At 46.7% G+C, this 21,200-nt stretch carries 21 protein-coding genes; 4 read left to right on the forward strand and 17 right to left on the reverse strand.

Features of this window, described 5'->3' with window-relative positions; genetic code table 11:
- Positions 1 to 2: 2 nt before the first annotated feature.
- The 13 genes from ftsL to ABUE20_RS17520 all read right to left on the reverse strand — a co-directional run bounded on the left by ftsL (position 3) and on the right by ABUE20_RS17520 (position 13,407).
- Positions 3 to 320, reverse strand: a complete 318-nt coding sequence (gene ftsL / locus ABUE20_RS17460; protein ID WP_408621237.1) for a cell division protein FtsL — start codon at positions 318 to 320, stop codon at positions 3 to 5.
- Positions 317 to 1,258 (reverse strand): 16S rRNA (cytosine(1402)-N(4))-methyltransferase RsmH, encoded by a 942-nt coding sequence (rsmH, locus tag ABUE20_RS17465; protein WP_408621238.1) that lies wholly within the window; start codon positions 1,256 to 1,258, stop codon positions 317 to 319. Before rsmH ends, ftsL begins: the two co-directional genes overlap by 4 nt.
- A gap of 1 nt (position 1,259) precedes the next feature.
- Positions 1,260 to 1,715: a division/cell wall cluster transcriptional repressor MraZ gene (mraZ, locus tag ABUE20_RS17470; protein ID WP_408621239.1), complete on the reverse strand. Its 456-nt coding sequence runs from the start codon at positions 1,713 to 1,715 to the stop codon at positions 1,260 to 1,262.
- Positions 1,716 to 2,044: 329 nt separating this feature from the next.
- Positions 2,045 to 3,343 (reverse strand): adenylosuccinate synthase, encoded by a 1,299-nt coding sequence (locus tag ABUE20_RS17475; RefSeq protein ID WP_408621240.1) that lies wholly within the window; start codon positions 3,341 to 3,343, stop codon positions 2,045 to 2,047.
- 229 nt (positions 3,344 to 3,572) lie between these two features.
- Positions 3,573 to 4,454: a protease modulator HflC gene (gene hflC, locus ABUE20_RS17480; RefSeq protein WP_408621241.1), complete on the reverse strand. Its 882-nt coding sequence runs from the start codon at positions 4,452 to 4,454 to the stop codon at positions 3,573 to 3,575.
- 3 nt (positions 4,455 to 4,457) lie between these two features.
- Positions 4,458 to 5,633 carry an FtsH protease activity modulator HflK gene (gene hflK / locus ABUE20_RS17485; RefSeq protein WP_408621242.1) on the reverse strand — a complete coding sequence of 392 codons (1,176 nt, stop codon included), beginning with the start codon at positions 5,631 to 5,633 and terminating at the stop codon, positions 4,458 to 4,460.
- 31 nt (positions 5,634 to 5,664) lie between these two features.
- Positions 5,665 to 6,963, reverse strand: a complete 1,299-nt coding sequence (gene hflX / locus ABUE20_RS17490) for a ribosome rescue GTPase HflX (RefSeq protein WP_408621243.1) — start codon at positions 6,961 to 6,963, stop codon at positions 5,665 to 5,667.
- Between the two features lie 44 nt (positions 6,964 to 7,007).
- The gene (hfq, locus tag ABUE20_RS17495; RefSeq protein ID WP_408621244.1) at positions 7,008 to 7,247 is read right to left on the reverse strand and encodes an RNA chaperone Hfq; all 240 of its coding nucleotides are present in this window, start codon (positions 7,245 to 7,247) and stop codon (positions 7,008 to 7,010) included.
- A gap of 75 nt (positions 7,248 to 7,322) precedes the next feature.
- Positions 7,323 to 8,264, reverse strand: coding sequence for a tRNA (adenosine(37)-N6)-dimethylallyltransferase MiaA (miaA, locus tag ABUE20_RS17500; RefSeq protein WP_408621245.1), 942 nt, complete (start codon positions 8,262 to 8,264; stop codon positions 7,323 to 7,325).
- Positions 8,264 to 10,039 (reverse strand): DNA mismatch repair endonuclease MutL, encoded by a 1,776-nt coding sequence (mutL, locus tag ABUE20_RS17505; protein WP_408621246.1) that lies wholly within the window; start codon positions 10,037 to 10,039, stop codon positions 8,264 to 8,266. The genes miaA and mutL overlap by 1 nt, the downstream gene beginning before the upstream one ends.
- Positions 10,040 to 10,050: 11 nt before the next feature.
- Complete coding sequence (locus ABUE20_RS17510; RefSeq protein WP_408621247.1) at positions 10,051 to 11,397, reverse strand: N-acetylmuramoyl-L-alanine amidase; 1,347 nt, start codon at positions 11,395 to 11,397, stop codon at positions 10,051 to 10,053.
- Positions 11,398 to 11,417: 20 nt separating this feature from the next.
- Positions 11,418 to 11,888 (reverse strand): tRNA (adenosine(37)-N6)-threonylcarbamoyltransferase complex ATPase subunit type 1 TsaE, encoded by a 471-nt coding sequence (gene tsaE / locus ABUE20_RS17515; protein ID WP_408621248.1) that lies wholly within the window; start codon positions 11,886 to 11,888, stop codon positions 11,418 to 11,420.
- Complete coding sequence (locus ABUE20_RS17520) at positions 11,872 to 13,407, reverse strand: NAD(P)H-hydrate dehydratase (RefSeq protein ID WP_408621249.1); 1,536 nt, start codon at positions 13,405 to 13,407, stop codon at positions 11,872 to 11,874. Before ABUE20_RS17520 ends, tsaE begins: the two co-directional genes overlap by 17 nt.
- Between ABUE20_RS17520 and queG the strand changes: the two genes are divergently transcribed.
- Positions 13,406 to 14,539, forward strand: a complete 1,134-nt coding sequence (gene queG, locus ABUE20_RS17525; RefSeq protein ID WP_408621250.1) for a tRNA epoxyqueuosine(34) reductase QueG — start codon at positions 13,406 to 13,408, stop codon at positions 14,537 to 14,539. The two genes, ABUE20_RS17520 and queG, sit on opposite strands and share 2 nt — an antisense overlap.
- 1 nt (position 14,540) lies before the next feature.
- On the opposite strand, the gene ABUE20_RS17530 is transcribed toward queG, so the two are convergent.
- On the reverse strand, positions 14,541 to 15,017 hold the full coding sequence (locus tag ABUE20_RS17530; protein WP_408621251.1) for a GNAT family N-acetyltransferase: 477 nt from the start codon (positions 15,015 to 15,017) through the stop codon (positions 14,541 to 14,543).
- A gap of 387 nt (positions 15,018 to 15,404) precedes the next feature.
- On the opposite strand from ABUE20_RS17530, the gene ABUE20_RS17535 reads away from it, so the two are divergent.
- The 3 genes from ABUE20_RS17535 (at position 15,405) to ABUE20_RS17545 (ending at position 18,234) form a co-directional block, all read left to right on the forward strand.
- The gene (locus ABUE20_RS17535) at positions 15,405 to 15,749 is read left to right on the forward strand and encodes a hypothetical protein (RefSeq protein ID WP_408621252.1); all 345 of its coding nucleotides are present in this window, start codon (positions 15,405 to 15,407) and stop codon (positions 15,747 to 15,749) included.
- Positions 15,739 to 16,230, forward strand: coding sequence for a hypothetical protein (locus ABUE20_RS17540; protein ID WP_408621253.1), 492 nt, complete (start codon positions 15,739 to 15,741; stop codon positions 16,228 to 16,230). Before ABUE20_RS17535 ends, ABUE20_RS17540 begins: the two co-directional genes overlap by 11 nt.
- Positions 16,231 to 16,425: 195 nt before the next feature.
- Positions 16,426 to 18,234 carry a cation:proton antiporter gene (locus tag ABUE20_RS17545; protein WP_408621254.1) on the forward strand — a complete coding sequence of 603 codons (1,809 nt, stop codon included), beginning with the start codon at positions 16,426 to 16,428 and terminating at the stop codon, positions 18,232 to 18,234.
- 77 nt (positions 18,235 to 18,311) lie between these two features.
- Here ABUE20_RS17545 and ABUE20_RS17550 read toward each other — a convergent pair whose 3' ends face one another.
- The 3 genes from ABUE20_RS17550 to ABUE20_RS17560 form a co-directional block, all read right to left on the reverse strand.
- Entirely contained in the window at positions 18,312 to 18,929 is a 618-nt protein-coding gene (locus ABUE20_RS17550; RefSeq protein WP_408621255.1) for a LysE family translocator, read from the reverse strand.
- A 73-nt stretch (positions 18,930 to 19,002) separates the two neighbouring features.
- Positions 19,003 to 19,755, reverse strand: coding sequence for a Rossmann-like domain-containing protein (locus ABUE20_RS17555; protein WP_408621256.1), 753 nt, complete (start codon positions 19,753 to 19,755; stop codon positions 19,003 to 19,005).
- A 42-nt stretch (positions 19,756 to 19,797) separates the two neighbouring features.
- Positions 19,798 to 20,688 (reverse strand): radical SAM protein, encoded by an 891-nt coding sequence (locus tag ABUE20_RS17560; RefSeq protein ID WP_408621257.1) that lies wholly within the window; start codon positions 20,686 to 20,688, stop codon positions 19,798 to 19,800.
- Between the last annotated feature and the right edge of the window lie 512 nt (positions 20,689 to 21,200).

Here is a 21,200-nt window from a genome sequence, read left to right on the forward strand (position 1 = left end):
TTTTACGGAGTCACTAAGACTTCATCATCCGGTTGCGGCCTGACCATCTGCAACCGCTGCTGGGCAAGCTGTTCAATTCGATTATGTTCATCTAATGCGTTTTCTTCTATGAGTAAATGTCGCCAATCATTATTTAAACTATCCCGTTGCTCACCTAATTCAGAACGCTGAACAATAAGCATCCGAGTATTCTGTGTTACGACAACCACCGCCAGAGCCGTCATCAAACAAGCGACAGCCAGTATCCATAGCCATTTAAAATGCTTGAGATCCCGCCAGATAATTTTTAACGGACTGGGATTTCGAGCACGTTGGTTCATACCAGCCGCTCCGCGACCCGTAATACCGAACTTCGGGCACGACTATTATCTTCGACCTCCTGAGCCGATGGCTTCATCGCTTTACCAATGGCTTTCAAAGTCCGGCCTTCATTTAATTGCGCTTCAGTCAACGGCAGGTCAGGCGGATAATCCTTCCCTTTCTGTTGCTGACGAATAAAGCGTTTAACCAATCGGTCTTCTAGTGAATGAAAACTGATCACCGATAATCGCCCCTGAGGAGCCAATATAGAAACAGCACCTTGTAAGGCTTGCTGGATTTCATCTAATTCACTATTAATATAAATTCGGATGGCCTGAAAACTACGAGTTGCCGGATGCTTATGTTTTTCCTTAACCGGCATCGCTTCACTAATCAACTCAGCTAACTCAACAGTTCGCTGAAGAGGTGCTACTTCTCGCCGGGCCACGATCGCCGTCGCAATCCGCTTCGCAAAACGTTCTTCACCAAAGGTTTTCAAAACCCAGCTCATATCTTCTAAGCTGGCATGATTGAGCCACTGTGCGGCTGACTGGCCATGCTCTGGATCCATCCGCATGTCCAAAGGACCATCGCGTAAAAAACTGAATCCCCGACTCGCATCATCGAGCTGTGGCGACGAAACACCTAGATCAAATAACACCCCATCGATCTTTCCGGTTAAATTCAGGGCCTGAATATAACCTTCAATTCCCGAAAAAGGCCCTTGCAATACCGTGACACGGGGATCTTCAGTCGCCAACTCATTAGCTGTTGCAATAGCCTGAGGATCCCGATCGATGACCAATAATCGCCCATTCTGATCTAATTTAGATAGAATCAGTCGACTATGACCCCCTCGTCCAAAGGTGCCATCAATGTAAGTTCCACTGGAATGAATATTCAGTGCATCAACCGCTTCATCCAATAAAACAGTCTTATGTCTAAATTCTGTCGTCATGCTATAAAGAAAAATCCCGTAACTGATCGTCTAACAGATCATCATCATCCATTGATGCCAAATCTTCAGTAATCTGAGCCTGCCAAACGGACTCAGACCATATTTCAAATTTATTCAACTGCCCAACCAACATAATCTGCTTATCCAGTTGAGCATATTCCCGTAATAACGACGAAATTAAAATCCGACCGTTTCTATCCATCTGACAATCATCGGCATACCCCAGTAATAAGCGCTGTAAACGTCGCTGTTTCCGGTTCATGCTGGACAATCCACGCAACTTTTTCTCAATGTCTTCCCACTCATTTAAGGGATAGAGCAAAAGACACTGCAATGTTATATCCACGGTACAGATCAGCTGCCCATCGCAATCATCCATCAACGGCTCACGATAACGAGTCGGTATCGTAAGCCGACCTTTATTATCGAGGTTGATCGAATTTGCGCCACGCAACATAAGATAGATAATCCTTTATGATCCACATTGATCCACTTTTTACCACTCAGTAAGTTTAAGGAGCCTCTTTGTCCTTTGCAAGGGACCACTTCGCAGTCAACACCGAAAAATTGAATTAAATATCACTAAAAAGATTTAATGTACTGATAAGGCAAAAGAATTAGTTATTTTAAATATGATGAGAAAAACGAAAAAAAGGGCGTGATGACAGAGATCAAGGGCAATATCTGCATCCTTTACATGGAAAAATCAACATGAAAAGCTGCAAAAATGTGAGCGATATAAAAAAAGCGACCTTTAACGGTCGCTTTTTACAAAATTTAGTTGTATTAGGCAGCAAATGGATGACGCAAAATGATAGTCTCATCACGATCAGGGCCGGTTGAAATAATATCGACCGGAACACCTAAAATGGCTTCAATTCGAGCGATATATTTCAGCGCATTTTCGGGCAATTGATCTTTTGACTTCAGACCAAAAGTTGATTCACTCCAGCCCGGTAATGTTTCAAACACAGGCTGAACATGTTCATAACCTTCAGCGGCCATTGGCGGAACATCAACGACCTGACCATCAGCAAGTTTATAACCCACGCAGATTTTCACTTCATTCAAACCATCCAGAACATCCAGTTTAGTCAGGCAGATCCCTGAAATACTGTTAATCTGAATCGCACGGTGCATCGCAACGGCATCCAACCAACCTGTACGGCGTTTTCGACCCGTAGTCGCACCGAACTCCTGCCCTTTGCTACACAACTGTTCACCGATTTCATCGAACAATTCGGTAGGGAACGGACCGGCACCAACTCGAGTAGTATAGGCTTTAGTAATCCCTAACACATAATCAAGATAACGAGGACCCAAACCACTTCCGGTGGCCACACCACCCGCAGTCGTATTTGAAGAGGTCACAAACGGGTAAGTTCCCTGGTCAATATCCAGTAAAGTCCCTTGCGCGCCTTCGAACATGACACTCTCACCATTACGGCGGGCGCTATCGAGCAAGCTGGCCACATCTTGGACCATCGCCGTTAAAATCGGAGCCTGTTCCTGCACTTGTTTCAGTACATCGTCATAACTCACCGGAGCAACATGGTAGTATTGAGTCAGCTGGAAGTTGTGATAATCCATCACTTCTTTCAGTTTCTGAGCAAAGTGTTCCATATCAAACAGATCACCAACACGCAGACAACGGCGAGCAACCTTGTCTTCATACGCAGGGCCAATGCCTTTACCGGTAGTACCGATCGCATTTTTGCCCAAAGCGGCTTCACGTGCAGCATCTAAGGCCACGTGATAAGGCAGAATCAGCGGACAAGCCTCACTGATAATCAACCGTTCGCGTACTGGTACACCTCGGCCTTCCAGTGCATTCATCTCTTCAAGCAATGCTGAAGGCGATAACACGACCCCATTACCGATAACACATGTGATGTTGTTGCGAAGAATACCGGATGGTATGAGATGGAGTACGGTTTTTTCACCGTTAATAACGAGTGTATGACCTGCATTATGACCGCCTTGATAGCGGACGACATAGGTGGCCTGATCAGTCAGAAGGTCAACCACCTTACCTTTCCCTTCGTCTCCCCATTGGGAGCCGAGGACGACTACATTCTTTCCCATTGTCCTAAGTTCAGCATAGTTGTTAAAAATTGAGTCTACCAGATTTAATCTTCGGTTGGGAGCTAAAATGCCCACGAAACACACAATTATTCGCCATAAAAAATCCACAAACTGGCATAGTATTTGTTTGCACCCCGCCCTTTTTCCACTCAAATCTTGAACGCTAAAACTAAAAAAGTCCGGGTATTAACCGGACTTTTTAAACTCAGAACAAGGCTATCAAGCGAAACTATTTAATCGCATCGGGCCCTTTCTTCATCACATCAAAGAACTGACTATCCGGCTGGATGACCATAATGTCATTGCCTGATTTAAAGCTATTCCGATAAGCATTCAGACTTCGCCAGAATTCGAAAAATTTGGGGGCCTGCGTATAAGCCTGCGCATAGATTTTAGCCGCTTGCGCATCGCCTTCCCCACGAATCGTCCGAGATTCTCGATCCGCATTGGCCAACATCACCGATACGGTCCGATCAACGTTCGCACGGATAATTTCAGCTTGTTCCCGTCCTTGTGAACGATGCTCAGTAGCGACCGCATGTCGTTCAGCTCGCATCCGTTTGTAAATACTGGTGCTCACCTCACTCGGCAGATTAATCTGCTTGATACGCACATCTAAAACCGTCACCCCGATTTCCGAAGAACGAGCCGAACGTTTTAAAGCCTCTTCCATAATCGCACTGCGCTCACCCGAGACAATCTGATTAATCGTTCTGCCCCCGATCTCGCTACGCAGACCATTATTGATCTTCCGTTTCAGCAGTGATTCAGCTTGAGTTACACTCCCGCCAGTCGACAATAAGAACTGACCGAAATCACTGATTCGCCATTTCACATAAGAATCAATGATCAAATCTTTTTTCTCTGAAGTGAAGAAGCGATCAGGACGCCCATCCATGGTCTGGATCCGAGCATCTAATTTTCGGACCGAATCAATAAACGGTACTTTAAAATGCAATCCTGGACTATAAACCTGAGGCTCATCATTGCTGCCCCGTTTAAGTTTACCGAACTGAACCACAATACCTCGCTGACCTTCCTGCACGACAAAAACAGACGAGTAAGCCAGCAATAGCACAACGACAGCCACAATAATACCAAACTGTTTCATTCCTTAGCCCCTCCCATACCGGTCACTACGCGAATCACTGCTGCGCAGCGGCGCTGAATTATTCGATGAGCTCGGAGCCGGTTTATCCGATGACGGATTCACCGATGGCACCATTTGTCCACTATCGTCAGCATTCGATTTATTTTTTTGCATCTCCATCAGTTTATCGATTGGAAGATACAACAAATTGCCGTTGTTTTTGGAATCGAGGAACACTTTACTCGTCTTGCCATAAATAGATTCCATCGTTTCCATATATAACCGTTGGCGTGTGACTTCAGGAGCCTGACGATACTCTGGCAGTAATTTGTCAAACTGAGCGACTTCACCCTGCGCTTTTAAAACAGCCTGCTGTTTATAGGCCTCGGCCTGTTGCAGAAGACGTTGTACCTGGCCTCGAGCTTTAGGTTCAACTTCACGTTTGTAAGCTTCTGCCTGACGGATAAACGTCTGCTCATCTTCTTGAGCCGCAATCGCATCATCGAAGGCTTCTTTGACTTCTTCAGGCGGCCGGGCCGGTAAGAAGTTCACATCCACGACACTAAGCCCCATATCATAAGGCTGAATAATTTTTTCAATGAGCTGCCATGTATCCTGACGGACTTTCTCACGACCGACCGTTAGAATATCATCCATCGAAGTATGCCCAATCACATAACGCAGCGCACTATCGGTAGCCTGACGCAGACTGTCATCTGCATTCGTGACGCTGAACAGATATTTTTCAGGCTCAGTCACCCGGTACTGCACATCGAGCTCAACCCGAACCACGTTCTCATCTTCGGTCAACATAAACCCGGATGCAGGCAATGAACGAATCGACTCGACATCGACCGGGATCACTTTATCCACAAAAGTGGGTTTCCAACGCAATCCGGGAGCGACCATGCCCTGATACGATCCAAAACGCAACAGGACCCCACGCTGAGCCTCTTTAATGGTATAAAAACCACTAATCACCCAGACGATGACAATCAAGCCGATAACAATCGCAAACGCGGTGCCGCTAATAGGGCTACGGCCATGTCCACCCGAAGCCTTTTTGCCAAACAAAGCAGTGAAACGGCGCCCAAGTTTGCCTAAAACCGCATCTAAATCAGGTGGCCCCTGATTTTTGTTTTTATTTCCCCAAGGGTCACGATCACCATTTCCCTTGTTGCCAGGTTCATTCCAGGCCATTTGATTCTCCGCTGTTTGTTCTGATTAAACCTTAGTCTCTCTCTATTGAATTGACAAAATTTCCCAGTTGTTTTGCATAATGTTTGCACAACCGCTGCCATTCAATATGAGGAACACGAATATCCAGTAACCAATTTCCAGATTCGTCAATCGATTCAGCCACAATAGCATCCAACTGATACAGTTGGCTGCGCAATCGCCCTTCGGTCGGAGCCAAATGCAATTGCTGTTCAACCATTGTTCCTGAAAGTAGTTCACTGATTGACTGTAATAACAGCTCGGTTCCCAATCCCTGTTGAGCCGATATCCAGACCCTTAGCGGTTGTCCCTCATCATCACGATCAATATGTGCTTCGATCCCTTCACACTGATCAATTTTATTCATGACTAACAACTGAGGAACATCGCTTGCACCGATTTCATCGAGCACTAATTGTACCTGCTCAATGTTATCGGCAACTCGATCATCGCTACAATCAATAATATGCAACAATAAAGTCGCATCATGTGTTTCCTGTAGCGTTGCTTTAAATGCAGCGACCAAATCGTGGGGCAAATGCCGAATAAAGCCAACTGTATCGGCTAAAACAGCCGGTCCGACATCAGCCAATTCAATCCGTCGCAGTGTTGGATCCAGAGTGGCAAACAACTGATCGGCAGCATAGACTCCGGAATCGGTCAAATAGTTAAACAGCGTCGATTTGCCCGCATTGGTGTAACCCACCAATGAAACCGTTGGAACTTCCGCCCGTTGCCGCGCACGGCGTCCCTGCTCCCGTTGCTTACTGACTTTTTCAAGACGAGCGAGAATATTTTTGATCCGGATCCGTAATAACCGCCGGTCGGTTTCCAACTGAGTTTCCCCCGGCCCCCGCAAGCCGATCCCACCTTTTTGTCGTTCCAAATGGGTCCATCCCCGCACCAGACGCGTTGACAGATGTCGCAATTGGGCTAACTCAACTTGCAGTTTACCTTCGTGCGTCCGAGCTCGCTGTGCGAAAATATCCAGAATAAGCGTGGTACGATCCAATACCCGACATTCACATAATCGTTCTAGATTACGCTCCTGACCCGGAGTAAGGGCATGGTTAAAAATAATGACATTAGCATCATACTGACGAACAGCCTGTGCAATTTCTTCAGCTTTACCTTCGCCAACATAATATTTGGGATGTGGGGTATTGCGGCTACCTGTCACAACAGATACCGACTGCACGCCGGCAGAGCTGACTAACATTTCCAGCTCTTGCAGGTCTTCCCGATCATCTTCAGTTGAAAAATGAATATGAACCAGAATGGCCCGCTCACCAGCTTCATAGCGGTCAAACAAGCTTTAAAACTCCTTAAATATCAGGTTTAAAACCTGAAAAATCATTAACCGTCGTTCGTTTCTGTCTGAGCATGATGAGGCACGGGTCGTGCCGGAACCACAGTCGAAATAGCATGTTTATAGACCATCTGACTCACCGTATTCTTTAACAGAATCACAAACTGATCGAATGATTCAACTTGCCCTTGCAATTTAATGCCGTTGACCAGATAGATCGAAACAGGAATGCGTTCGCGACGTAGCGCATTCAAAAATGGGTCTTGTAATGATTGCCCCTTAGCCATGGATGTTTTCCTTATTTTTTATAGTAGATATATTGGCATTCACCAAAAGTAATTATATACCAGTAACTTGATGCCTTATAGGCGGATTTTCAAATTTTCAGGGAGTGCTGCCAGTAATTGTCCCAACAGCTCCGGCTCCTCTAAATTCAGGCGATTAAGCCCGGACCAACCTTTTAACCAAGTCAGCTGACGTTTAGCCAACTGCCGAGTCGCTACGATCCCCCGGTAACGCATTTCATCAGCCGTGAATTCTCCCGACAAATACTGCCACATTTGCCGATAACCGACGCAACGCATCGATGGCATCGCTAACGATAAATCACCGCGGGCCATTAATTGCGCCACTTCATCTTCAAAGCCCGCCTCTAACATAGCATCAAAACGTCGTTCAATGCGATCATGTAATAACAAACGATCTGCAGGCTCTAATGCAAACTGACAAAATTGATAAGGAAGTGGCCGTATCTTGGGTGCCGTTAGTTCCGTTAAACTACGCCCACACAACCGATACACTTCAATCGCTCGCATCAAACGCTGTGGATCATTCGGATGGATTCGCTGAGCACTCACCGGATCAAACTGAGCTAATTGCTGATGAAGCGCCTCCCATCCAACCGATGCGGCTTCTTGACTAATCGCCTCCCGGACGGATTCATCAGCCCCAGGAAGTTCAGCAATTCCGTCCAACAAGGCTTTGAAATATAACATCGTTCCGCCCACTAATAGCGGGATCCGCTGTTGTCGATGGGATTGTTCAATTAACCCAATCACATCTTGGCGAAAATCAGCCGCGGAATAAACCTCGTTCGGATCCCGGATATCAATTAATGCATGCGGATACCGCTGGAGTTCATCAGTCGACGGCTTTGCCGTTCCGATATCCATTCCCCGATATATCAATGCTGAATCTACACTGATTAAATCAATAGGTAAACGCTCAGACAACGCCATCGCCAGGGCTGTTTTCCCCGAGGCCGTCGGTCCCATTAACGTAATGACCCAAAGCTGTTGCGACATTAATGAGCTGCCTCTATTAATTTCTGTTCATCTAATTCATAACACAAATGCACAGGAAGCTGCCCATTTTCATCCAGACAGGCCTGATACAGCCCTAAAGCCGCCGACCAGTTAAACTGTAGCCATTGACTGGCCTGCTCAGCCAACTGCTGACACAACCACGCTTCATCATCCAAAGCAGACGTTTGTATCATTAAAATATTGAGTAATGACTCCAGCATTTTCGGCAAAGGGACCCGCCTCATGCAACTTGGAACCTCCAGCACAATCAGTGTTGAATCTTCACAGCGAATCAAAAACCCAAGCTGTTGCATGAGCTTAACATGGTTTGAAAGCCAATTCATGGTTTCATCAGTAATACTAACGAGTTGCGGTAATAACAAGGGAGCCCGGGTAATTCCTGACGACCACTGCTGAACAAATAACTGTTGATACCGAACACTCCAAGCCAATCCCAGATCGAATAAAGCTATCTGAGAAATATGATCCCCCACACATAAAAAACGACCTTTCAGTAATTGGAGGGGGCGTAAATGACCAGCAACAACCGCCGACGCTTCTCCTGCAACCTCATTCGAGGCTCCGGGCATTTGCCATTGCTGCTGAGCCTGAATTTGTGCCGATGCCGGACGTTGCTCATGAAAACGTAATGGCTGAGGCTGATACCCCACACTCGGATCAACGGATTCCCGAATCGGTTGTGCCTCTTCGAACTCCGAAGCGGGCGTATACTGATGCCGAGGCGGAGCTGCTTGGATCGTCTCATTCTCAGGTTGATACTGATGCAGCACATCCTGCAAAACCCGCTGGATATAGTCATGGATCAGTCGCGCCTGATGAAACCGGACTTCATGTTTGGTCGGATGAACATTCACATCAACCTGTTCCGGAGGCAATTCAAGGTACAAGACATAAGCAGGATAAAGCTGAGCATCCTCTAAAATAGATGTAAAACATTGCCGAATTGCGTGGTAGATCAACTTATCCCGGATCACCCGACCATTCACATAAAAATACTGCAGATCGTTGCTACTTCGAGCAATTTCCGGAGTTCCCAGCCACCCCCATAAATGCAATGACTGATGCTGATTATCCAACTGTAATGACGAACGAATGAATGCTTTTCCCAGCACACTAGCGACCCGACGCTCATATTCTGCCGATTGCGAAGCCGCCCGATAATGGCGTAATAACTTACCATTATGTGTCAACTTAATACTGACCTGGTAATGACTCAGTGCTAGCCGTTTCATGAGTTCATCAATATGCATGAACTCTGTTTTTTCGCTGCGTAAAAACTTTCTACGCGCCGGGGTATTAAAAAACAGATCCAGAACCTCAACCGAGGTTCCCTGAGGATGCGCAGCTGGAGTGACGGTCACCGCCATATCACGCCCCATTGCGGAGGCTTGCCAGGCCGTTTCCTGTTCCGCAGGTCGAGAGGTCATGGTTAAACGCGATACCGAGCTAATACTCGCCAAAGCTTCCCCCCGAAATCCGAGAGTGGCAATATGTTCTAAATCATCTTGAGTCGCCAATTTACTGGTCGCATGGCGTGACAGAGCCAGCGTTAACTCTTGTTTAGAAACGCCACTGCCATCATCGCGCACTAAAATCCGCTTATGCCCACCCCGATCAATTTCAACCTCAATGGATGTTGCTCCGGCATCCAGACTATTTTCAACCAGCTCTTTGACAACCGATGCCGGCCGCTCCACAACTTCTCCAGCGGCAATCTGATTGGCAAGCTGAGCTGGTAATATTTGAATCGACATCGGCATCGAACCTAAATTTTAGGAATAACCAGAGTCTGACCTACGGTCAGAGTCGATGAGGATAACTTGTTACTTTGTTTAATTGCTTCCACCGAAATGCCGTAACGAATCGCTATCAATGAGAGCGAATCACCACTTTTAACTGTATATTTCATCTGTTTGTACTGATTGGCATACCAGGTTCCCAGTGGCGGATGCTGACGATAATAGGTCCGGACTCCCATAAAAATAGCATTGGCCAACAACTGTTGATGCTGAGCCGTATTCAATAGTTTTTCTTCACTTGGATTGGTAATAAACCCGGTTTCAACCAGCATCGATGGAATATCCGGAGCCTTCAACACCGCCAAACTGGCATGTTGGGGTTCCGATTTATGCATCATCGTCACTCGTTTCAAACGGTTTACAATATCACTGGCGATCTGATAGCCGGAACTCATCGAATGATCCATACTCATATCTAACAGCGCATGTGCCAGATACTGATCGCTGGAATTACTTTTCAGAACTTCACCGGCGCCCCCCAACAGTTCAGAAGGCTGACTACTCTGATCCAGCCAACGATTCACCTCCCGGCTGGCTCGACGTTCTGATAATACCCAGACGGAAGCACCGCGAGGCGTAGGGGAAATAAAGCCATCCGCATGGATCGAGATCAACATATCCGCTTTACTTTCACGCGCAAGCTCTGAGCGCTTATCCAGCGGCACGAAATAATCCCCACTACGGATCAATACGGCTTTTAGCCCCGGTTCAGAATTAACAAGCTTTGCAAGGCGTTTCGCTATCGGTAACGTCACATTTTTCTCATAGATCCGATCTGGACCAATGGCCCCGGTGTCTTTTCCACCATGCCCGGCATCAATGGCAATAATGATCGGTCGCAATGACTGCGCCAATTTTTGTCCATCTTTAATCGCTTTTTTCTGAACAGGAGTGGCCCGATTCGGGGCCGGACTACTGTCCGGAAGGTCAATCACCAACCGAGGACCATATTTACCAGCCGCCGGTAATGGGAATATGGCCGGTTTAACCCGCTGAGCTAATTCGATAACCAAGCGATAATCCTGTGGCTTCGGCGGTGTACTCCGACGGAGTTTCCCAACCAGTTTTCCCCGTAGATGAACTTTACTCAGCGCCACTTTGTTGGTCGTTTCGGCCAGATCGATCACCAGACGATGCGGATTGCTCAACCGAAAATAACTAAACTGGGGAGACTGAGATAAATCAAGAACAATCCGGGTATGCCCAGATCCTGACCATACCCGGACACTGTCAATCGTATTCGGCTTGGCCTCTGCCGTACTGCTCAGCAGTATAACGAACAAAACCAATAACCAACTCTGTAACCGCTGCATAAGAATTCTTTTAATATCGTTTATGATGAAAATTGAGTACGCAACTGGTTGAGTATATTTTCCCCAACATCTGTATACGTGCGAATTTGAGCCACTCGTTCATGCTGTTGATAGGCTAGAAAAACCGTTAAATCGGGGGTCCCCAACATACCTTCACCTTTTTCAGGCCACTCAATAATCGAAACTTGATGATCACCGAAATAATCACGGATCCCGATAAATTCCAACTCTTCAGGATCAGCCAGGCGATATAAGTCAAAATGATTGACCTGCCACCCCCCTAAATCATAGGGTTCAACCAATGTATAGGTCGGACTTTTTACTTGTCCCTGATGACCTAACCCTTGCACGATCCCCCGAGTTAATGTCGTTTTTCCGGCACCAAGGGTCCCCTCAAGAAAAATCGTTGTTGCAACCTGCAACGCTTTTGCAATAGCTGCGCCCAGCGCAACCGTTGCATCTGCATCTTTTAATTCAATCTGCCAAGTCATCTATTCTCTGTTCCGGATTGACGAGTGCCCGGATCTCGGGCAACAAATCACTAGCCAACATACCCCGTTCCCCCTGCAGCGCAGCCCGATCCGCAGCATGGCCATGAATACATACTGCCAGACATGTTGCATCAAACAAAGGAATATGCTGAGCAATCAAACCGCCAATCATACCTGAAAGTACATCCCCCATGCCACCGCTAGCCATTCCCGGATTCCCTACATTTAGGGTCACCAACCGACCTTCAGCCGAGGCAATAATTGTTCCGGCACCTTTTAAAACTACAATCGCCTGATAGCGTTCTGCCAGTTGCCGAGCGGCTTGATAACGATCTGATTCAACATCATGAACCGTGCATTGTAGCAAACGAGCCGCCTCTCCAGGATGAGGAGTTAAAATCCAGTTTCCTCTCGATATCGGCTGCTGAGCCAATAAATTCAATCCATCGGCATCTAATACCAACGGTTTATCACTCTGAATAACCCGCTGATACAATTGATGAGACCACTCACTTTGCCCCAATCCCGGTCCAGCCACCAATACACTGGCCCATGCCATCGCTTCATCAATCAGAGGGGCTTGTTCCGCATCCGGGATCCCTTGCACCATGAGTTCAGGGCGTCCGCCCAACACAATAGCAAGATGTTCAGGCCGAGTCAGGACTCGGATTAAACCTGCGCCAACCCGCTGACAAGCCTCTCCGGCCAAACGAATGGCTCCGGGAGTCCCCAGATCACCGCCGGATAAAACAACCCGCCCAAAAGCCCCTTTATGAGCCACTCGAGAACGGGGGGACAACCAATGCATTAACCGGGCATAGCTCATCCGTTCACAGCCCGTTTTTGACCACGCAGGCAATACCGAAGCTAATCCTAAATCACTAAAAAATAGTTCACCACAATATTGCGGTGCCTGTCCGGTCAACAAGCCTCGTTTCACGCCGATAAAAGTCACCGTTGCGGCCGCCTTCACTGCCGCCCCTAAAGGCTGGCCCGTATCTGCATGGAGTCCGGAGGGAATATCTAAAGCCAATACGGGTACCGTGGTCGCATTGATCTGTTCAATCAGTTTCAAGGCCTCTTCCCGGACCGCGCCTTTTAGGCCAGATCCCAACAAACCGTCGATGATTAGATCCGCGTCAGAGGCCTCATCCAACTGATGGAGCAAACGATATTCGACGCCTTGTAAAGCTTGCCAGGCCGCTGAGGCTTCCTCCGGGAAACGCTGTGGATCGGCATGCATGAATAATTCAACATGCAACCCATCAGCACTGGCCAATCGAGCCACCACCAGTGCATCACCACCATTATTTCCCCCTCCGGCAATCACCAATAAACGCGTGGCATCGGGCCAATGCGTTCGTAAACAGGCATAAGCACTCTGCCCAGCCCGTTCCATCAATTGTTTTAGTGTCGTACCAGCCGCATGAGCTAACTGCGGTTCGGCTTGCTTGACCTGCTCGGCTGTCCATAATGAATATGGTAAAGTCGCAGTAAAATTGTCCTTTGTATAAATCATGACGCCAGACCTTAACATTGACTTAAAAAGATTATCCCAAGATATCAAGCTCTGGGGAAAAGAGCTAGGTTTTGAGCAAGTTGCCATTACGGATACGGATCTTAGCTCACACTGGGAAAGTTACCGCCACTGGTTAGAACATAATTATCATGGCCGAATGCAGTTTATGGCCCGTAATCAACCCTTACGGGAAGATCCAGCCCAATTGCACCCGGGGACACTACGGGTCATTAGCGTCCGGATGAACTATCTTCCCCAAAACGCACAATTTGCTAGCACCCTAAATGATCCCCTGCGTGCCTATATCAGCCGCTACGCATTGGGGCGCGATTACCATAAATTGCTACGCAAACAGCTTAAACAACTGGGGGAACGCATCAAACAGGTCTGTGATGCAGCCGATTATCGACCTTTTGTCGACTCGGCCCCTGTCATGGAACGCCCGCTGGCCGACAAAGCCGGATTAGGCTGGACGGGCAAACACACCCTATTGATCGATGAACACGATGGCTCATGGTTTTTTCTGGGAGAACTACTCATCAACCTACCACTGCCTATCGACGCACCAACTCAAGCTCGATGTGGAAACTGTATGGCTTGTATGACCCTGTGTCCAACCCATGCTATCGTGGCCCCTTACCAAGTCGACGCCCGGCGCTGTATCTCATATCTGACCATTGAAAATGATGGGCCGATTCCTCTTGAACTCCGGCCACTGATGGGAAACAGGATCTACGGTTGTGATGACTGTCAACTGGTTTGTCCGTGGAACCGTCAAGCCCCATTGGGGGATCAAGAAGATTTCCAAGCTCGTCACCGGTTGGATCAAGCCTCATTACTGGAATTATTTGCTTGGGATGAATCGCAATTTTTAAATGCTTTACAAGGCTCTCCCATTCGCAGAATTGGCCACCAACGCTGGCTCCGCAATATTGCCGTGGCACTGGGAAATGCACCGGCATCACTTGCCATTATCCGCGCTTTAGAACAACGCCTATCTGAAACCGATGCTCTGGTGCAAGAGCATATTCAATGGGCCCTTGCACAACAGCATCAAAAACTGGGACAAATGACCCGCCAAACCCAGCGGCTCATTCGTATCATTGAGAAAGGTTTACCTCGGGATGCCTAAATTAGGCTCGTAAATCTTTTAAAAACCAAACATCGCACCGGTTATGCCCCGTTGCTCCGAGAGGTTTATCCAACAGCTTAAACTGATTACGCCGATACATTTTCTGGGCGGCATCCATCTGAGTCAATGTTTCTAAATAACAATATTGGTAGCGGCTCCGAGCAAACTCCAGACATTTATCCATTAAAGCCTGCCCCAAGCCCCGACCTCGACCTTCAGGCAACATGTACATTTTTTGTAATTCGCAAGTGGACTCATATCCGGGAAGCGGACCAATACCGCCGCCGCCCAAAACCTTGCCCTGTTCAACCACGACCCAATAATGCCGATCATCCCCTTGATAAAACTGACTTAAATAATCGACCTGAGGATCAGCGCAAGCATACCCCGGGCCAGTTGCACCAAAACTAGCCAGAACCGTCCGCACAATATCAGCCATTTGGGCATCATGATGAGGTTGTATCGATTCAATTAACAAAATGACTCCTCGATTACTAGGGGATGTAAAGCCTACTGCAAACACCATTATCCAAAAAACCTAATCGTTTTTCTACGTTTCAGAGTGAACAAAACGCTCTAATAATCCCGTATAACCTGATGATTTACATTATTTTAATAAATAAATATCCTTCAAATATTATCCCCGGATAGCCAAATCGGCGCAAGTAATTCTGCTTAGAAGAAAACAGAACAATGATGACTATCTGTAATAGAATCAAACATATGTTAATGTGCGAATACAACCAGCTGATAAATCATCATTAGATTACAGTGACTAGCGAAACTACCTATAGAACGACTAATGACCCAAATATTAGTATGGCTCAATGATTAACATTTTATACAACACATGAATCCTTCAAGCATGAAAGGCGACTTTTGTGGCATTGATGATTTTCGCCCATCAACAGAAACTTTGGATGCCATTGAACAAATTAATCACGTTATTAATATTTCACATATCCTACATAAAATCTTAGTGGGGACGCCTTTTTTTCAAATTTTTGCTGGGCGGAATACTTACGCTTGGGCTTCTATCCCTGCCCAAGGATATCAAGTATCTACTACTGATTGGGAGATTTTCCAAGAATCACTTAAAGCTGTAGATAACATTCAAAAAGAACGAATAGAAGCCATAGCTACATCTCAAGCTTTATTCGCAAAAGGAAAAGACGCTATTTTTTGGGAGTGTATGGTCAATGCTTTATAAATTTACAATCGGAATAGCCTTGTTGATTTTCACCCTATCATGCTCTGCGGCCCAAACCTGGGAACACTATCTAAAACAGCAACTGCAACATGATTATGCATTATTAAATCAAAAAGTAAGTGATTGCCGCGCACAACGTCAGCCACTTAAACGAATTACGCAGCCGTGGTTTACCCAATTAAATAAATCGCAAAAATATGCGGCTGCCAGTTATTTAGCACAGTTGGTTAAAGAACGTTGCTATAAGGATGCACTGCAAGCTTATTCAGCGAGTCTTCTAGAGTACAGCGCCGAAACCGGTGATCAAAGCGACCTGAAAAAATGGCTACCGTTCATACGGGTTTATCGCACCCCCCAACTCGATGAAGCATTTAAACAGCTCGATATTACGGCCATTCAACACTATCTGCATGAGCATCCAGCCACCCAACCGTTCAGTGTTTTACAGTTTTTACGGCAATATCCCGAGTTTGCTAAATAAATCGATTCCGATGCGCTCAAAGGAGATTTAGCCCGACATTGGCTCGTTGAACCATCAAAATAAACCCATCATTACAGGATGATAGGCTAAATTTATTGTTTTATATCAGTGAAAATTTTTAATTTTTCTGATCACAGCTTGACCCTATACCATTCGCTGGCTAGGATTTCGATGAATTCATAATGAGCTAATTTCATGACCAACCTCGCTTTAGCTATTGCTCTAATCGCCGCTATTTCACTTGCAGCCCAATGGATTGCATGGCGTCTCAAATTACCTGCAATCTTATTTTTACTCGCCGCAGGACTCTTGTTAGGCCCGGCATCCGGGATCCTCAATCCAGATCAACTATTAGGAAAACTATTGTTTCCGTTAGTTTCCATTGCGGTCGCCATTATTCTGTTTGAGGGCGCACTAACACTACGTTTTCATGAAATTCGAGGGCTGGTCAAAGTCGTTCGAAATCTGGTGACAATCGGGATGCTAATTACCTTTGTGGTTCTTGCCGCGGCCTGTCACTTGTTATTAGGGATCTCATTAGAAGTTTCGCTATTATTTGGTTCCATCATGGTCGTCACCGGGCCAACGGTCGTCACGCCGCTACTACGAGCCATTCGTCCTCGTTCAGAACTGGATAAAGTACTGCGTTGGGAAGGCATTATTATTGATCCGCTTGGGGCAATTTTCGCAGTCTTGATGTTCGAATTCGTGATTACACAGGCCTCACAGGAGGCCGCTATTCATAGTTTAGCGATTATCAGTAAAACGATTGGATTAGGAGGTATTTTAGGACTAGGCGCTGGTTATGCCGTAGCCACAACCCTCAAACATGGCTGGTTACCTCTGTATCTACGAAAAATAGGGGTACTCGCTATTGTACTGCTGGCTTACGCATTAAGTGAGCATTTACAACATGAATCAGGACTCTTGACCGTTACAGTCATGGGCATGGTGCTGGCCAACAAGCCGGAGCTGGACATCGATGACATTATGGAATTTAAAGAGGATCTATCCGTCATACTGATCTCGGCGCTCTTTATATTGCTGACGGCTCGGGTCGATCTCAACAATCTGTTCTCGCTAGGTTGGCCTTTACTGGCATTACTGGTTGTAGTCCAGTTTATTGCCCGTCCATTATGTGTGTTATTTTCAGCGTACACCCGAAAAATAAGCTGGCGGGATCGCGCATTTTTATCCTGGATCTCCCCCCGGGGAATTGTCGCCGCGGCGGTGAGCTCGTTATTTGCACTGCGACTGCAAGAAGCCGGATTTGCCGATGCCGATAAGTTAGTTTCACTCACATTCGCGGTGATTATTGCCACCGTCGTGCTGCAAAGTTTAACCGCCGGCCCTTTAGCCAGACTCCTCGGGGTCATTCAGGAAAAACCTCAGGGAGTGCTGATCATCGGAGCTAATACTTTAGCCCGGTCAGTCGCACATGCTCTTCAAAAAGCCGACTTCAAAGTGTTGTTGGCGGATCCTGTTTGGGAAAACTACCGACTGGCCCGTATGGATGGTCTCGAAGTTTATTATGGGAATCCTCAATCAGAACAAGCTGAAGCCGTACTCGATTTTTCATCGATTCGTCATGTATATGCCCTCTCACCAAACCGCCATCAAAATGCCAATGCCATTACTCACTTTGCTTATTTGTATTCACCCGAGTTGGTCTTTTCTATTCGCTCAACGCAAGGCAATGGCTTTGCCAATCAAGAAAGTGCAGCCTTCAGGGCTCGCCAGATTTTGTTTTCGGAAGATTGTACCTTCACCAAACTCAATACTCTGTTAAAAAAAGGCTGGTTGGTTAAAAGTACGCAACTGAAAGAGGCCTTTGGCTGGGATGATTATCGTAACCTGCAAAAGGATGCACGACCTTTATTCATTATCAATAAAAAAGGCGTGCTGATCCCAGTGACCAATACTGAACAACGCGCGGAAGCGGAAGAAACCGTGATAGCTTTATCCCCTCCGGCTGAGATAAAAACACCATCATCTTCAAGCTAAACTCGATGACGAAGACAGCGAGCCATCACGGTTCGCTGTCCAGCGACGATGAGTCCATAGGACATAATCGTTTAGAATTATTTCTGCTCAACCATCGCGAGCTTCAAACCAAATGCAGCAAATGCCAGTGCAAAAGAACGTTGGATCCAACCCACTACACGCGGAGAATGCACAACCTGATGGCGAACAACTGTTGCGAAAAGACCATAAATGACAAAAACGACAAAGGTCATCCACATGAAAACCAAACTCAACACCAGCATGTCGATGGTCGGTGAAGAGGCATCATGAGGGACAAAAAGCGGTAAGAATGCCAAGAAAAAGATCGAGAGTTTAGGATTTAATATATTGATCAAAAACCCGCGTTTAGCGATATGAAACAAATTTTTATGATCATCTTGTGCTTTAAAACTCAGTCCACCTTTATCTCGCCATGTTCCCCAAGCCATATAGAGTAAATAAATGGCACCGGCATACTTAAACATCTGAAACAAAACGGCACTGGTATGTAAAATAGCCGCTAGTCCAAGTATGGATGCACTCAGATGCGGAATGATCCCTGCCGTACATCCGGCAGCTGCCGCAATACTTGCTTTTCTGCCCTTAAACAAGCCACTGGAAACCGTATAAATCACCCCCGTCCCGGGCATCAACACAACCAACAAAGATGTTATAACAAACTGCAGGCTGATCACGATGGTTCTCCTGTATCATTTTTGTACAAGTTATGACCCTTTGTAGCGGAAATCAATGCCCTTCACACAAAGATCAAGATTGAAGACAAATCGTGGCAAACTCCAGATAAGATTTCAGTGTTTTGGTTCCGCCGCCTTCCGAAATCTCTCTGGCCACAGCAGTAGGATCACGCACCCAAGCCCCCGCCAAATGAGTGATTGGGGAGGCTAAAAAAACTTCAGGACACATCAGCGAAGAAGGCCCCAGTAAGACCACGGCTCGGGGCATCCCCAAATTCGATATCAGTTCATCGAGTGTGTTCGTCACAATAGCCGTTCCGGTGATAATCGCCACATCACATTGAGATAATGCTCCCCGTCCCTGCTCTGGCGTCAATGTTCCCGGAAAGTCTCGTTTTAACTCCAAAATATCCAGATGGCACCCAATCGCCTGTAATCGCGGAAGCAGCGGGCCAAAATACCCCACCATTGTAACCTGCTCCGATGGCTGGATATTCAGCAAGGTTAATATATCTGTCGAGACACTAACGGCTTTAGGCATCGTTGCTACAAGAGCATTCGCCGTGGCTAAAGCCACAGAACGCAGCACAGCATCATCAGCATTCAAAAGACCACTCAGTAATTCAACCGCAGAGCGCCCCGTCAACGGCTCGCGGTGCGATGGACATCCTCCCAGGCGACGTTTTCCGGTCCAGGCGATGCCCATGGCACCGTTATCCAACTGAACGCTGGTATAAATTAAACCGATTCGAACATCAACCGCTGTGCGATCTTGAGCCACCGGAGCCATCACTTCAATGATCCGTTGCGAAATACAATTCTGCATCCGTCATTCCTCTCTCAAATCCCGGTCCAAACCCTATAATCATCAGAGACCTTTATAGAAATAGCCCCGCTCCAGAGCCATACCTTCAACCTTATTTTGGGTTTTTAAGGTTTCGATATAGTGCATAATGTCATCAATGTGCAGCCCTAAGATCGTCGACAGATCATCCACCGTACAAGGACGCCGACGAATCGTTTCAAATATGGCCGACTCGGCATCCTGACGATAAGCCACAGCTTGAGTATGGGGCTGAACTTTAGAGATGATCTGGATATTGGGCAGATCCAGAATGTCCACGACGCGTTGTAGTTCGTCCGGACTGGCCGCCCGAATACGGCTGACCGCTCCCGGACGGTCCAGCGTATTAATCTGAACCTGATCGGCATTCACCTCTTTTAAGATCTGGCTCATTTTCAACAGATGCGCTTCATCGTCGTTATATCCGGGAATGATAAATACCTCTAAGTACATCTTCCCTGAATAGACTTTGCGAAAATCGATCAATCCCTGAATACAGGCCGCTAAATCAATATGTCGTTCCGGACGGTTGATCCGTCTAAACACACGATCCGTCACAGCATCCAACGAGGGTAACACGATATCCGTCGCCAGTAGGGCTTCTCGAACCTGTGGCTGAGTTAACAAGGTGCCGTTGGTAATCATCGCAATCGAAATATTCGGCCGATAAGAACGGATCAGCTCAATAATTGCTTTGACTTGGGAATGCAGCGTGGGCTCACCCGCGCCGGAAAAAGTAATACAGTCCGGATCAGGATTATTGCTGGTAAAATAGTCGATTAACTCATCTTTAATCGCAGCATACGGAATATATTCGGCCTGCTCGGTCGTCAGTGATGTCGTTTTCCCCGCCTCACAATAGACACAATTTAACGAACATACTTTTTTAGGGACCAAATCAACGCCCAAAGACATGCCTAATCGCCTTGATGGCACAGGTCCAAATAGGTACTTATACATCTAAAATTCTCTTATCAAACAATACGTTGATAGGGTCTTCTATGATTCGTTTTGCCGTCATGAAAGATCATAGACCCTAAATCGATGTTTCTCATTGTGCTCCACCTAAGAACATAGAGGCTATTCTGATAAGTCGCCCCTCCACGTCAGGGATGACACGGTGGAACCCCATGGATGGGTTTATGCGTGTCGACGTTGGCCATGGCCTCTATGACCGGATATCAGAAACACTTATTGAGTCACTATAACGATGAAAAACGATCGATGTCCTGATCATTGTCATAGATGATGACTCAAGAAGGTTACAGCTCGTCACAGGCAAAATCACCACAGAAGCGCTAAAAACTAAAAAGCAGATCACCTGATGAGAGAGTATATAAATCAACGGGAAAATTTGGAGCGGCACACGAGGTTCGAACTCGTGACCTCAACCTTGGCAAGGTTGCGCTCTACCAACTGAGCTAGTG

This window comes from Celerinatantimonas marina (assembly GCF_046054165.1).
In the GTDB taxonomy this organism is placed as follows: domain Bacteria; phylum Pseudomonadota; class Gammaproteobacteria; order Enterobacterales; family Celerinatantimonadaceae; genus Celerinatantimonas.

Coding starts and splice junctions, on each gene's coding strand:
- ftsL (WP_408621237.1), bottom strand. CDS start 320: ATGAACCAACGTGCTCGAAATCCCAGTCCGTTAAAAATTATCTGGCGG.
- ABUE20_RS17555 (WP_408621256.1), bottom strand. CDS start 19,755: ATGCAGAATTGTATTTCGCAACGGATCATTGAAGTGATGGCTCCGGTG.
- ABUE20_RS17560 (WP_408621257.1), bottom strand. CDS start 20,688: ATGTCTTTGGGCGTTGATTTGGTCCCTAAAAAAGTATGTTCGTTAAAT.
- mutL (WP_408621246.1), bottom strand. CDS start 10,039: ATGTCGATTCAAATATTACCAGCTCAGCTTGCCAATCAGATTGCCGCT.
- ABUE20_RS17520 (WP_408621249.1), bottom strand. CDS start 13,407: ATGATTTATACAAAGGACAATTTTACTGCGACTTTACCATATTCATTA.
- ABUE20_RS17535 (WP_408621252.1), top strand. CDS start 15,405: ATGAAAGGCGACTTTTGTGGCATTGATGATTTTCGCCCATCAACAGAA.
- ABUE20_RS17545 (WP_408621254.1), top strand. CDS start 16,426: ATGACCAACCTCGCTTTAGCTATTGCTCTAATCGCCGCTATTTCACTT.
- hfq (WP_408621244.1), bottom strand. CDS start 7,247: ATGGCTAAGGGGCAATCATTACAAGACCCATTTTTGAATGCGCTACGT.
- hflK (WP_408621242.1), bottom strand. CDS start 5,633: ATGGCCTGGAATGAACCTGGCAACAAGGGAAATGGTGATCGTGACCCT.
- hflC (WP_408621241.1), bottom strand. CDS start 4,454: ATGAAACAGTTTGGTATTATTGTGGCTGTCGTTGTGCTATTGCTGGCT.
- tsaE (WP_408621248.1), bottom strand. CDS start 11,888: ATGACTTGGCAGATTGAATTAAAAGATGCAGATGCAACGGTTGCGCTG.
- ABUE20_RS17510 (WP_408621247.1), bottom strand. CDS start 11,397: ATGCAGCGGTTACAGAGTTGGTTATTGGTTTTGTTCGTTATACTGCTG.
- rsmH (WP_408621238.1), bottom strand. CDS start 1,258: ATGACGACAGAATTTAGACATAAGACTGTTTTATTGGATGAAGCGGTT.
- queG (WP_408621250.1), top strand. CDS start 13,406: ATGACGCCAGACCTTAACATTGACTTAAAAAGATTATCCCAAGATATC.
- ABUE20_RS17540 (WP_408621253.1), top strand. CDS start 15,739: ATGCTTTATAAATTTACAATCGGAATAGCCTTGTTGATTTTCACCCTA.
- mraZ (WP_408621239.1), bottom strand. CDS start 1,715: ATGTTGCGTGGCGCAAATTCGATCAACCTCGATAATAAAGGTCGGCTT.
- miaA (WP_408621245.1), bottom strand. CDS start 8,264: ATGTCGCAACAGCTTTGGGTCATTACGTTAATGGGACCGACGGCCTCG.
- ABUE20_RS17475 (WP_408621240.1), bottom strand. CDS start 3,343: ATGGGAAAGAATGTAGTCGTCCTCGGCTCCCAATGGGGAGACGAAGGG.